Annotated in this window: 19 protein-coding genes and 2 tRNA genes; 14 read left to right on the forward strand and 7 right to left on the reverse strand. The window is 37.6% G+C overall.

The window, feature by feature from the left end; genetic code table 11:
- Positions 1–61 precede the first annotated feature (61 nt).
- Both NSIN_RS03515 and NSIN_RS03520 read left to right on the forward strand, forming a co-directional pair.
- Positions 62–370 (forward strand): hypothetical protein, encoded by a 309-nt coding sequence (locus NSIN_RS03515; RefSeq protein WP_101009411.1) that lies wholly within the window; start codon positions 62–64, stop codon positions 368–370.
- Positions 371–469: 99 nt separating this feature from the next.
- Complete coding sequence (locus tag NSIN_RS03520) at positions 470–736, forward strand: hypothetical protein (protein ID WP_101010026.1); 267 nt, start codon at positions 470–472, stop codon at positions 734–736.
- A gap of 74 nt (positions 737–810) precedes the next feature.
- Here the strand turns inward: NSIN_RS03520 and NSIN_RS03525 are convergent, their stop codons facing one another.
- A complete protein-coding gene (locus NSIN_RS03525) occupies positions 811–1326 on the reverse strand; it encodes a hypothetical protein (RefSeq protein ID WP_101009412.1) in 516 nt (171 codons plus the stop codon).
- A gap of 69 nt (positions 1327–1395) precedes the next feature.
- Positions 1396–1737 carry a P-II family nitrogen regulator gene (locus tag NSIN_RS03530; RefSeq protein ID WP_101009413.1) on the reverse strand — a complete coding sequence of 114 codons (342 nt, stop codon included), beginning with the start codon at positions 1735–1737 and terminating at the stop codon, positions 1396–1398.
- A gap of 137 nt (positions 1738–1874) precedes the next feature.
- Here NSIN_RS03530 and NSIN_RS03535 point away from each other — a divergent pair, with 137 nt between their 5' ends.
- Entirely contained in the window at positions 1875–2624 is a 750-nt protein-coding gene (locus tag NSIN_RS03535) for a hypothetical protein (RefSeq protein ID WP_101009414.1), read from the forward strand.
- 48 nt (positions 2625–2672) lie between these two features.
- Here NSIN_RS03535 and NSIN_RS03540 read toward each other — a convergent pair whose 3' ends face one another.
- Complete coding sequence (locus tag NSIN_RS03540; protein WP_101009415.1) at positions 2673–2891, reverse strand: hypothetical protein; 219 nt, start codon at positions 2889–2891, stop codon at positions 2673–2675.
- Positions 2892–2981: 90 nt separating this feature from the next.
- Here NSIN_RS03540 and NSIN_RS03545 point away from each other — a divergent pair, with 90 nt between their 5' ends.
- The gene (locus NSIN_RS03545) at positions 2982–3449 is read left to right on the forward strand and encodes a hypothetical protein (protein WP_101009416.1); all 468 of its coding nucleotides are present in this window, start codon (positions 2982–2984) and stop codon (positions 3447–3449) included.
- A gap of 4 nt (positions 3450–3453) precedes the next feature.
- Here NSIN_RS03545 and NSIN_RS03550 read toward each other — a convergent pair whose 3' ends face one another.
- Together NSIN_RS03550 and NSIN_RS09405 are read right to left on the reverse strand one after the other, a co-directional pair.
- Entirely contained in the window at positions 3454–3945 is a 492-nt protein-coding gene (locus NSIN_RS03550) for a hypothetical protein (protein WP_133124043.1), read from the reverse strand.
- A gap of 76 nt (positions 3946–4021) precedes the next feature.
- Complete coding sequence (locus NSIN_RS09405) at positions 4022–4183, reverse strand: hypothetical protein (RefSeq protein WP_165775227.1); 162 nt, start codon at positions 4181–4183, stop codon at positions 4022–4024.
- A 163-nt stretch (positions 4184–4346) separates the two neighbouring features.
- On the opposite strand from NSIN_RS09405, the gene NSIN_RS03555 reads away from it, so the two are divergent.
- The 4 genes from NSIN_RS03555 (at position 4347) to NSIN_RS03570 (ending at position 7495) form a co-directional block, all read left to right on the forward strand.
- Positions 4347–5852 carry an ammonium transporter gene (locus NSIN_RS03555; protein ID WP_165775228.1) on the forward strand — a complete coding sequence of 502 codons (1506 nt, stop codon included), beginning with the start codon at positions 4347–4349 and terminating at the stop codon, positions 5850–5852.
- A 95-nt stretch (positions 5853–5947) separates the two neighbouring features.
- Positions 5948–6160, forward strand: a complete 213-nt coding sequence (locus tag NSIN_RS03560) for a hypothetical protein (protein ID WP_101009419.1) — start codon at positions 5948–5950, stop codon at positions 6158–6160.
- A 67-nt stretch (positions 6161–6227) separates the two neighbouring features.
- Positions 6228–6914 carry a hypothetical protein gene (locus tag NSIN_RS03565; protein ID WP_133124044.1) on the forward strand — a complete coding sequence of 229 codons (687 nt, stop codon included), beginning with the start codon at positions 6228–6230 and terminating at the stop codon, positions 6912–6914.
- 302 nt (positions 6915–7216) lie between these two features.
- Positions 7217–7495 carry a hypothetical protein gene (locus NSIN_RS03570; RefSeq protein WP_101009421.1) on the forward strand — a complete coding sequence of 93 codons (279 nt, stop codon included), beginning with the start codon at positions 7217–7219 and terminating at the stop codon, positions 7493–7495.
- Positions 7496–7552: 57 nt separating this feature from the next.
- Here the strand turns inward: NSIN_RS03570 and NSIN_RS03575 are convergent, their stop codons facing one another.
- Complete coding sequence (locus NSIN_RS03575; protein WP_101009422.1) at positions 7553–8119, reverse strand: methane monooxygenase/ammonia monooxygenase subunit B; 567 nt, start codon at positions 8117–8119, stop codon at positions 7553–7555.
- Positions 8120–8373: 254 nt separating this feature from the next.
- Here NSIN_RS03575 and NSIN_RS03580 point away from each other — a divergent pair, with 254 nt between their 5' ends.
- The 5 genes from NSIN_RS03580 to NSIN_RS03600 all read left to right on the forward strand — a co-directional run bounded on the left by NSIN_RS03580 (position 8374) and on the right by NSIN_RS03600 (position 11768).
- On the forward strand, positions 8374–8937 hold the full coding sequence (locus NSIN_RS03580) for a methane monooxygenase/ammonia monooxygenase subunit C (RefSeq protein ID WP_101009423.1): 564 nt from the start codon (positions 8374–8376) through the stop codon (positions 8935–8937).
- 98 nt (positions 8938–9035) lie between these two features.
- Positions 9036–9398, forward strand: coding sequence for a hypothetical protein (locus tag NSIN_RS03585; protein WP_101009424.1), 363 nt, complete (start codon positions 9036–9038; stop codon positions 9396–9398).
- A 125-nt stretch (positions 9399–9523) separates the two neighbouring features.
- Complete coding sequence (locus NSIN_RS03590; RefSeq protein ID WP_101009425.1) at positions 9524–10174, forward strand: ammonia monooxygenase; 651 nt, start codon at positions 9524–9526, stop codon at positions 10172–10174.
- A 133-nt stretch (positions 10175–10307) separates the two neighbouring features.
- The gene (locus tag NSIN_RS03595; protein ID WP_101009426.1) at positions 10308–11165 is read left to right on the forward strand and encodes a DNA adenine methylase; all 858 of its coding nucleotides are present in this window, start codon (positions 10308–10310) and stop codon (positions 11163–11165) included.
- A gap of 93 nt (positions 11166–11258) precedes the next feature.
- Positions 11259–11768 carry an AbiTii domain-containing protein gene (locus NSIN_RS03600; protein ID WP_101009427.1) on the forward strand — a complete coding sequence of 170 codons (510 nt, stop codon included), beginning with the start codon at positions 11259–11261 and terminating at the stop codon, positions 11766–11768.
- Between the two features lie 120 nt (positions 11769–11888).
- Here NSIN_RS03600 and NSIN_RS03605 read toward each other — a convergent pair.
- Positions 11889–11962: transfer RNA gene (locus NSIN_RS03605), tRNA-Thr, on the reverse strand.
- 98 nt (positions 11963–12060) lie between these two features.
- Here NSIN_RS03605 and NSIN_RS03610 point away from each other — a divergent pair.
- Positions 12061–12182, forward strand: a tRNA-Leu gene (locus tag NSIN_RS03610).
- Positions 12183–12184 lie beyond the last annotated feature (2 nt).

The following is a 12184-nucleotide window of genomic DNA, read 5'->3' on the forward strand; positions in this document are numbered from 1 at the left end:
GTGCGCAGTATTTACATAAAAGTTAAATATCTACTAACTTGAATCTGAGTTAGGTACTCATATGAAAACACCAATAATTATTGGAACGGTACTCCTGGCTCTATTTGTAGTCTCGACATTCGCTCCATTTGCAGCTGCACAATATGCAGGTGTAGGTGGTGGTGGAGGAGTTACACTGGAAGACCAGTTGAAACTCGCTCGAGCAAAAATACAGGCAGTACAAAATAATCCGCACGCAGGTTCAGGTACTCCATACCTTGATGCAAACGGTGTAATCGGTGCATCTATCATTGCAGGTGGAGTATTCGGTGGAATCTTCATTGCCTTTGTCGTAAGAGCAAAGCAAGCGGAAAAAGCAAAGAGAGCATAAATTCTTCTCTTTTTCTTATTTTATTAACCTCAGATCTGATCCATGATTTTCGTCTTTTACAGAAATGTATATATCGTACCTAAATTGTTCTGAATTATGATGAGCACAATATTCACTATGCTCGTAGGTATGCTGTCAAACTTTGCAGGTCAGATAGGTCCAAACTATGACCCGCTATTTTATGATGTGATGGTCTACATCTTTGCAACCATCATGTTCACAGTATTCCTTCTCGGAGTAATTGCATTCTGGCTCAGAGTGCACGGTCTTGGTGGCGACACAAGAGAAAGATGGGTCGCAGAACTCAACAAGCACTTTGAAAGAGAAGGCATTGGTCTGATACCAGACAACGGTAAATACTGGTAAATACCAAAAATTCTTTTTTCCTTATTTTTAATTCGGTCCTCTAATGGATAATTTTCATTTACTGTAGACTCGAGCTAATTTTGTGGCGGTGTGAAAGTCGGTGCTCCTGCATTCTTTGTGGCAAACTCTGCTTTGTAGTGTGCCCCATCTTGTACTTGGGTGTGTATGAATTCTGATGATTCAACTCCATTTACATAGATCTTTGATTTGGTCTCATCCATATCGCGTAAAGGAAATCCTGACATCCAAAGGAACTGGCCTACTTCAAATGGATATTTCTTTGTCCATTCTCCTCTGATTGTTCCATCATCTAAAAAGACCATTGACCTCTCACAATCTTTTGGAATAGTTTCCGTACTTACTGGCCTGACCCATTTTTTACCATCTACTTCTACATCTAGCGTGGCAGATACATGATATTGAATATCTAATCCGTTGACACACTTGTGGTATAATGGATCTTGTTCTTTGACCTTTGAAATAGCTGTAGTGCTTATCAAAACTACTGCTATTCCTACAGCTACTGAAATTGCAAGAAACCTGAGCACTTTTTTGCGTTTTGTGGGATCTCCCATCCCAGGCCAGAACATAATTTTTGTTCTTTGTAGTGGTATATAGATTAAGACATTTTTAATTAAATTAAAAGATGTAAAAGAAATTTAGAGTGAGGATTCGCCGCGTTTCTTGGTTCCTACATCGACTGAGTCATCGACATTGTAGATGAAGATCTTTCCTTCTCCAGCTTGACCTGTACTTGCATGGGAAGTTATTGTGTCTATTACTTTGTCTACCATGGCGTCCTTTACAACTACATAGATGAATGCATTGACGTTATGTGTAGCTTCGACACGCCCTCCTCTACCTGAGGAAACCATTTCTCTTGGCCTCTTACCTCTGCCCTTGACACTAAAATACGTAAACCCTCCGATGTCTAGTTCTGTTAGTGCATAGAAGACGGCATCCAATTTTTCTTCTGAAACTATTGCTTCAATTTTTTTCATGGTTATGATTCATTGCACATATCAAATGGTTTTATTAAAATCATTGCTTAAAATATTGTAAAATAAAGAATAATATCATAAAAGAATCTTTTTAGGATAAAATACCTTTTATAGATGAAATCCCACTCTTCAAAAGAATGACAGAATCCAAAGCTAGCTACAAGAAAGCAAAAATTGTTGGAAAAGTTCAAGAAAAGATCAAGGAAGGAATTGACAACTACCGTGCAGCAACTGATTCACCGCCGCGAGTAGATGTTTACGATGTAATTGAACAAGTCTTTGCAGAAATAAATCCACAAGTAGCTGACCAGGGGAAGATCACAGTAGATGAGGTAAGCGGATGTTTACGAAGTGCATACCTTGATCGAAAAGATCCATCTGAAAGCAATCACAAACAGATGGTGTCAAAGATAATGAAAAAGAGCGCATTTAGCATCATGGAAAAACCCATGGATGGCCAACTTGATGCAGGTTCTAACGTAAAGATAGTCGGTAGAGCTGACAGAGTTGAAGATGAGGTAGTGATGCTCTTTAGAAGTTCAGAAAAACTTCCTGAGATGCCATATCCAGAAGATTTCATACATCTGAACTCGTATCTATTCATGTTTGACAAACCAGAAGGTGTGATTGTCTACTTTGATAGAGAAGGAAATGAAATGGAATTCAATGTACCAAAGAGTGAAAAGCTCATACACGAAACAAAACGTAGAGCAAAAATTCTCAATACATTGTTGGCAAACAACATTGCTCCTGCAATCGAACCGTCTGAAAGATGCATGGAATGTCCTCATAATGAGAAATGTTTCTATGCAAATGAAGACAAACAGAAATGGGGATTCTGGGCTCGTGGCAAGTGGCGTGAATTAAAATCAAAACCCTTCCTATAATCATACACTTTTTTCATTTTAATTTAATATTGTGATAATCTTAATTATTTATCTTAGAGATTCTAATTCATCTGGATTTAGGTACACCTTTGTCTTGTATGGTTTTTCTGAATCTTTGTGAAAATAAAAAACCTTGATGCCATGTTCAAAAGGTTTCATGTCTATCTTGTCTGTTGATTGGATGGAACTATCTTCTTGTCTTAGATATTGATACAATTCTTCTTTACTCATCTTCATTATTTCAGAAATTTTTTTTCTATTTCCCATTGATACTCTGTTGTCTTATGACCATCTTAACTTTTCTTATTGTATGTATCTCTAATCATTAAATACAATACTTGTTTTTTTGAATTGAGCATGACTGATTCTAAAATAGATTGGTTTGAAGATTTTTTGGGCTTGGGATATCATGTTTATGATGTGAGACCTACGATATATTTGATATTTGATGGACGAAGGAAACTCGCAGACACCTGGAATAAAATAATAAAATATTGGCCTGATGATGAAATCAAAATCCGGTTCTTTGAAGGTACTGATAATTATGAATTCATACTGTACTGTAAATCAAGGATATTGCAGACAACAAATGTATTTTTGAAATCTCTTAAAATTTCTGATAATTATAAACAATTTCTTGATGAGTATAATGGTTCCATGTCATTGCAGCTTGCAATTTATTTCACAAAGGAGAAAAAATATGAACTTGAAATATTCAAATTTAAAAAGAAAGTATCTGACGTACAATTCTTAAAAAAAGATGATGATACAAATGATGATTTTATTGTGTCTCAGGCACGAAAAAAACTAGAAAATAAAGGTTAATTTTTTATTTTTTCATCTGTGATACTATGAGGCCTATCCACAAGCTCCAATCTAGGTTCTTAAAAACAAGGGGCTGTCGATATGGATATGTTGTTACTGTCTTTGTTATTCCAAATTCATATTTGATCTCTTTTCCCTTTTCTCTAAATGTGATCCTGAGAAAATCTACCTTTCTTGCTGTAACACTTTTGACATCTGTAATAGAATCAAGGGGTATCATCCATGATTTGGGATTGTCTGTCAAATCCTCATCTAGATCTGATTCATTATAATCTGCTAGCTTTCCTATTACTGCCTTGTCATTTGCAAAATACCTTTCCTTTTCTTTTGCTGTTATCCATATGTAGCGTGGAACAAAGATCAAATTTTTGTTTGTTAGAATAAGAATTCCTTCTTTACTTTTATGAAAGAAACCTCGTAATCCAAGAGCTATTCCCCAAATCTGAGGAAGTGAAGCTATTATGACCTCGTCTTCTTTGAGACTCTTTTTCATCATTTGTTCAGCACATTGTGTGAATAAATCAATCTATCTGATCTTGTGATTTAGAAAAATGTGGTAAAAGGGATTTACTCTAGGCGTGACCGTGACCTTCGTACTTGAAGCCGTAGGTTCCCCATGTCTTTCCTTTCTTTGCCAAATTATATCTGTGAGCTCTTTCACCGAAGTAAATTGCTATTGTCATTGCAAGTGTTACACCAGTTGCAATGAAAATTTCTATTCCTGCTTCAGTCATGCGTGCACTAGTCCTAAAGTTGTATAATAATTTTATTTAGAATTTTTTGTAATTTTATGATACTAAAATTTTTTCAAATTGTCAATTATTGATGTATAGTATCATAAAAAAAATATTTTAGGATAAAATGCCTTTTATAGATGCGAAACATCTCTATCGAAAGATGCTGGAGACAATTTCTAAATCGCCAATGCAGATAGTAACAAAACACAAGTGGCCGGTAGTTTTTGTGCTCGCAGGCTTAATAGTCGGGTTATCTGGATTCACGGCAATACAGGACGCACATGCTCAGTTTGGTCCGTTAGGAGCTCTTGCAGATCCTAACAAAACACATGAGATTCACTGTTCACAGCCGATGACTCCTCCGGGTAACGGGACGTTTGGTGGAAGCAATGCACCATGTATAGACACAGGAGATACTACATTCATGTACGCAGCAGCAGTCTTCGTCATGATAATGACTCCTGGTGGTGTGGGATTCTTGTATGGAGGTCTTACAAGAAGAAAGCACTCCTTAACAGTGATGTTACAGGCATTCATGGTCTACTCTATTGTCAGTGTCCAATGGGTTATCTTTGGATACTCGATAATGTTTGGTCCTTCCGCTGATCCAGTAGGGTTTATCGGAAACTTGGACTGGATAGGTCTGAATAATGTATCGCACAACGCACCAGCTGATGTATATGCTCCAACAATTCCTCACTTAGCCTATGTGATGTTCCAGCTCATGTTCGCTGCCATCACTCCATCACTAGCCATTGCTGGTTATGCTGACAGGGTGAAGATGAGTGCATTCCTAATACATGTTGTATTGTGGACCACATTCATTTACGATGTAGCAGGACATGCAAACTGGTCTCTTGGAAGTCAAGGTACCGCACTTGGTTGGTTAGCCAAGATGGGTGCAGAAGACTTTGCGGGAGGAACAGTCATTCACATCACCTCAGGATTTGCAGGTCTAGCAACTGCAATGTTCTTGGGAAGGAGAATAGGATATGGAAAGGCTCCATTTGAACCGCACTCAATACCGCTCATAATTTTGGGTGCATCATTGCTGTGGTTTGGATGGTTCGGTTTCAACCCTGGTAGTGCAGGATTTGCAGGTTTCCTAGAAACGCAGGCATTCCAGAATACCAACATAGCAACTGCAGTTGCAGCAATATGGTGGTTGTTCTTAAGCTGGGCACATACTGGAAAGACTAGCGCCATCGGTGCAGTCAACGGAGCTGTTGCTGGACTTGTTGCAATTACACCAGCCTCTGGTTTCATTGGAACATGGGCATCAATAATAGTAGGATTTGCATGTGCTACAGTATGCTTCTACTGTGTACTTATCAAGAATAGGGCAAGAATAGATGATGCACTAGATACTTGGGGTGTACACGGAATGGGTGGTGTAGTAGGTGCATTACTAACAGGTGCATTCAGTGAAGTCAGAATCAATCCATATGGACACAATGGCCTCTTCTTTGGCAACCCAATGCAGTTCGTAATCAACAGTATGGGTGCAGGATTTGGTGCAGCTTGGTCATTTGGTCTAACTTACATCATTTGGAGAATCCAAGATGCAATTTGGCCAGGTGGTGTCAGAGTCACACCAAAAGAAGAAGAAATTGGATTGGACATATCTCAAGTAGGCGAAAGAGCATACTCTGGATTTGCAGAGTAAAAATCATCCCATCTTTTTCATTTTTATCTTTTGTACAAATATTTTGTATTCCATTGAGAAACTGTAAATAGTATGTGCCTTTACCAATTTTGTTCATGGTAGATAGATGGCTAGTTTTTGTTGTATTACAATTTGTAAGTGCAGCAATAGGTTTTGCATTTTGGTATCTAATAGATCCTCATCATAATACCATATTTTTGTTGGTTGCTGGATTCTTCTTCACGTTTGGAACATTTGGAGCAACAAGGTGGGGCTTTGACAAATGGAGAGGGAAAAACAAACCAAGAAAGCGAGAAAAGAGAAAATAGTTTGAAATTCTCTTTTCTTTGAATCTGGTATCTTTATATCATTCACAACTTTCACTATCTCTAGATCTTGTCATCTCGTAAACCTAAATTTAACAGGAAAATGCGTCTTATAGTATTTGGAATTATCACCGTAATTGGAATATCTTATGCGTATTACAATGCTCAGATAAATTCTGGATATCATCATACAAAAATGGTGGACTTTGATTCTTATCAAAATGGAACAATTCCGCAAGGATTTGCTGACTTGTCAACAGATCAAAAACCATATTGGATTGTAAAATCTGAACCAACTGCACCCTCTCTTCCAAATGTACTTGAAAAGATGCCAGTCAATGATACTTCTGATTATCATTTACAATTAATTCCGGATTCTCCTACAGTGGATACTGAAAATGTTACAATGAAGTTCAAAATTATCTCAGGTCAAAATGCCAAGTCTGCTGGTATGATTCTACGATTCATTGATCCAAAACACTACTTTGTTCTCATGGCGGATTCAGAGCAAAACAGGCTCTCTCTTTGTAAAAACACCCCTGATTTTCTAATTTGTAATTATGACAAATCAGTTACAATAACCCCTGGACAGTGGCACACCATGGAAGCACTAGTGTCATCACAAGGAATAGCAGCTTCTCTTGACGGGCAAATAATTATACGTGCAAATGATCATAATTATCAATCAGGACAAGTAGGAATGTGGACCAAGAAAGACACTGGCGCTTATTTTGATGACTTTAAGATAGAGTATTGATTTTAGTCTCTCTAGACCCAAACAATGCCTAGATAATATAACGACCTGTTATTTTCAATCAAGAAGCTCATGTTGAACAAATGAATCATTAGATTTGAAATAGAATGAAATTAAAAACTTGATTTGACAAACAAAAAATGAACATCTTGAATTGTGAACGTGTTGTGCAGACAGTTCCCAATCTGGGGTGAAATCTACACCTAAAACTTCACAAAATTTCTAAATGATATGTTTTAACAACTTACTGATATTTACGATAGAAATATTTTACTTGAAAACAAAAATTGCAATAGGTTTCTAATATGGAAAAAAATGACAGAGATGAAAAGTTCCTTAAAATTCAAATGATACTTGCAGTGATACCTACCTTTGTTACACAACTGATTGCATTCTACAGGATCAAAAAATTAGCTTATGGTATTATTATCGAAATCATCATCTTCTTTGTGGACTTGGTAATTCAAATGAGTATTTCTTGGCCTTTTGGAATGATAATTGCATTGCCCGTATCAGTACTAATTCCTCTTTATTATGTGAGAAAATGGACTTTGGAATTTGATAGAACCAAGTCTGTTTTCTAATATTTGTGTAAAGCCTCTGCTAGGAAACTTAGAAAATGAAAAGAGAGGGGGTGATTGTTAAATCACTTGCCAAGGTCTTGTTGCGAATGTGATTGCATATCCTACACCAATCACTATCGATTGATAGATGACGTTTGTGTATGGGATTGGCTTCACGATTGGATCGCCTGTTACCACGACTGTTTGTCCTGGACCTAGACCTGGACCGATGCTTGCTATGTTAAGCTGCGTATGCATGTGATATACTGCTGGTTCAAGTGCCTTTATGGTCAACTTGTATGGAACCACTGCGTTTGCTGGTATCGTGATTACGTTACCAGGTGGATCTCTTGCTACAATTTCCCATCTGTTACCAGCGTTTGGTGAGTCACCATATACAGTGTACCAGCCTCGCAAGTCTCTGTTTACAAGACTTACAAATTTGCCAGATACTGTCAAAGTGTCTCCAGTATGAACAGACTGTTTTGACCATGTCTCACCGTCTATTCTTATGAAACGACTTTGTAGTTGTGCCTGAACACCATGTGCTTCAGCATGTTGGAACATTTGTGTTAATGATGGTCCAACTGCTCCAAGTGCTACTATCACACCTATTGCAGCCACAATAAACTTCTTATCGACCATATCGCTTAACTAAACCAACTGAGAAACTACAACGATATATGTTTTGCCCTGTTGATCCAGTGATTTGACTGGATCATGTTATGCATTCATGATTATCATGGCATGCATGATTTTTTTAGTTATATTATTATTTGATTTTGTATTGTTTTTAATTGATATTATTATATATTGAAGTTTAATGATGTAAAAATTATAATTAAAATTATAGAAATTACAACTAATATTTTAAATAACTGTGTTTGATTCAACACACTATGGCACAAATGCCAGCACTGATTCCAAAAGAAGTTGAAATCCAGAGATTGAAAAAGATCTGGCTTATCATCATCGCATTGGGATCGATCGCTGCATCCGTAGAGGTCGATAACTTCGTAGACGGATCTCTACACCAGACATCAATCAGAGATAGTGCTTTCACACCAGCACACTGGTGGTTATACAGCCACTTCATTGCTCTTCCATTAGGATGGGGAATGGTAGCTGTTTATGACAGAAAGGTACCAATTCTGAGAGGTCCAAACAACTCAATGAACACCGGTCTTAAAATGACCATTCTTGGTTACTTAGCAACCATGTTTACAATAGGTGTCAACGAGATGTGGCACTTCTGGTATGTAGAAGAGATCTTCGCAGTTCCAAACCACTGGATGTTCAACATGGGTGTCGTCGTTGCTTTCATGGGTGCACTTGCCTATGTAGTAAGAGTATACGCACGACTTGTCGAACTTGGCGCAGAAACACCAGGTGAGAATCCATATGTTGCAGAAATGTACAAGATGGCTCTTGAAGGCAAATTGTACAGCAGATCAATCCCATAAACGCGCACAAGCGCTCTTTTTCTTATTTTTCTCCGATCAGTTTAACGTGAGTTGTATTGGGAAAAGACTTAAAAGCATACATCTGTCAGTAAAACCAAATGACCTTACCAAAAGGATTCGGTACAGGTGGCGGCGCTTCCAGTTCCGATGTAAGCAAGATGATTGGCAAACGTGTAGAAGACATGATTGGCCTCATCACAGGTGCATTTGTTGCACTCTGGGCAGGAACATGGGGAGGAGTTGCTGTTGCAGTGGTATATTATCCATGGGCATATCCACCGCCAAGCGCACACTTTGCGTTAACTGTACTTACAATCATAGAAGCTATAGGGTACTTGTTCTGTGTCAAGGTAGTGACAGAGGGTACTTCTAAAGCGAAGACATACAACGGTCTAATCGCTGGTGTAATTGCTGCAATCGCAATTGCAACACTTGTGACTGACTGTTTCTTCTTCGGATAGAAAAATTCCTTTTCATCTTTTCTTTTATTATTATTCCATCAGAGTTAACTCAGATCTTGAGACGATCTGTTGCTGATCTCGCATGTCATAAAATTTTATATACATCACTTCCTGCATACAAGTTAATGGTCTGGCTAAGACGATGTACTCACTACTTATTCATAGTAGTGGTAGCAGTCAACTCGACCTTGTTGACAATCAACGCAGGAGACTACATCTTCTATACTGACTGGATGTGGACATCTTATGTGGTATTTACTCTATCACAATCATTGATGCTCGCAGTCGGTGCAGCATACTACCTTACGTTCACTGGTGTTCCAGGAACAGCAACCTACTATGCACTTATAATGACAGTGTATACTTGGATTGCAAAAGGTGCGTGGTTCTCCTTAGGATATCCATACAGCTTCATCGTTGTGCCAATGTGGATTCCATCTGCAATATTGATGGACTTGGCATATTGGGCAACAAAGAGAAACAAACACTCTTTGATCCTAATCGGCGGTGTGCTCTGTGGAATGTCAATGTCGATGTTCAACATGATCAATCTAATCACAATAGATGATCCTCTTGAGACTGCTTTCAAATATCCAAGAACCACATTGCCTCCATACATGACACCAATAGAACCCCAAGTAGGAAAGTTCTATGATAGTCCTGTTGCATTGGGTGCAGGAGCTGGTGCAGTTTTGACAGTAACAATGACTGCATTAGGTACCAAACTCACAACCTGGACATACAGGTGGATGGCAGCTTGGTCTAAGTGGGATTAACACCCCTTCTTTTACTTTTATTATGTTCGATCCTTAAGCTATCTTGAGATTAATTTTTGATTAAAAAAAGTTACACAATGTGTGATCTTTTGTAACCTTATGCCACAAAATAATATTTTGAAATTAACCTCTGTTGAAACAAGAATATCTGGTATCAATTGTGCCTAAACCGTTTGTAAAATGGGCTGGAGGAAAAAGGCAACTTTTGCCTGTTATATCAAATCACATTCCTAGTAAATTTGAGAGATATTTTGAACCATTTCTAGGTGGAGGGGCAGTATTCTTTTCTCTTGTCTTGAAAGAAAAAAAGACAAAATGGTTCCTGTCTGATCTTAACTCAGATCTTGTATTATCTTATGTAACAATTAGGGACAAGGTACAAGAACTCATTTCTTCACTTGAGGCCCATGCTGCAAATTATGCAAAAAATTCTAGTGTATATTATTACAAGATAAGAGAAACCAATCCAAAACATGATGTTGATAAGGTTTCACGACTCATCTTTTTGAACAAAACATGCTTCAATGGATTGTATCGTGTAAACAGCAAAGGAAAATTCAATGTTCCAGTTGGAAGATACGTAAATCCTAACATTGTAAACAAGGAAAATCTCCTTGAGGTAAGTAAAATATTGCAATCAAGGGACATTTCAATAAAGTGTCAGGATTTTGAAGATGCCTTACATACGGTAGGGCATGGAGATTTTGTCTATCTTGATCCTCCGTATCAACCTGTTAGCTCTACTGCAAGTTTTACAAGCTATACTGATAGTGATTTTGATTTTAGCGATCAGAGAAGATTATATGATAAATTCAAGGCACTTGACAAAAAAGGCGTCAAGGTGTTATTGTCAAATTCTCACTCTGAAGATATACTCGAGTTATTCAAAGAGTTCTCAGATGGCATAATAGAAATTAATGCAAATAGATTCATCAATTCTGTTTCCCAAAAGAGAACGGGGCATACTGAATTATTAATCAAGAACTATTGAATAAACCGCCTATATTCATAAGATAGAATAAAATCAAAGGTATTTTCTGATTTGTATGTATTGTCTTCTGGTAAGAGATCTCAAGCCCTTCAAATGGCAAAAAACATTAGCATCGAGCTATTAGATGATGCTCGTTCGTTGCATGAAATATTGGAATCTTGCAAAAACCTGTGTAAACTAGTTGGAATATCTGAAGAGAACTCCTGGCTTGATCTTGAGACTAGTGGGTATCTAGTACGATATAAAACAAGAGATGAGTTATACCTGAATCTGCCTCCCTATAGGAAAACATCTTGGAAATTTTATGATCTATATGGGAATATGATAAATTTGTCACCTGATATGATGACTTTTTTTGGTAGATCAACAATATATCATCCAGTTAAAGAACTAGAGAATTCCAGTAAGATAATAGTTGAAAGCAAATTTTTAGATCAGTTCAATAAATTCATGGCTGAGCATGGCACAGACCATGTTTCAAGAAGCCTCAAAATCCATGAGGCTAGAATTACTGATGATGAAATAAAACAGATCCTTGCGGGAGTAAAGAAACAAACCCAACATTTGCTTGATATGGTAATTTCTATTCTGGAAACAGAATAAGGTTCTGTTGATATGTGATGAAAATTAATCTGTCATTTTTGATAATACTCTGTCATTCAAAAATGATGTAATTGATACATCTCTGAGAATGAACAAATCATATTTATTGAAAACATCTAAAGCTTCGAACGGGATTCGATCCCGCGACCTTTACCTTACCAAGGTAACGCTCTACCAGGCTGAGCTATCGAAGCATGACAAGCTCGCTCTTCTGAATCCTTATTAATCTTACTTGGTTCTAGAAAATTTTTTCATAAAACGTTTAATTTCTCCAACATATCGCTAATAAAACGCAGGAGTCGCCGAGCCTGGCCAAAGAAGGTTTAATGGCCTTTGGACGCGCGGGACTTAAGATCATACTAATGGGTGATCCCGTCTCTTAGGGGTTCGTGGGTTCAAATCCCACCTCCTGCACT

It is taken from the genome of Candidatus Nitrosotalea sinensis, assembly GCF_900143675.1.
Classification (GTDB): Archaea; Thermoproteota; Nitrososphaeria; order Nitrososphaerales; family Nitrosopumilaceae; genus Nitrosotalea; species Nitrosotalea sinensis.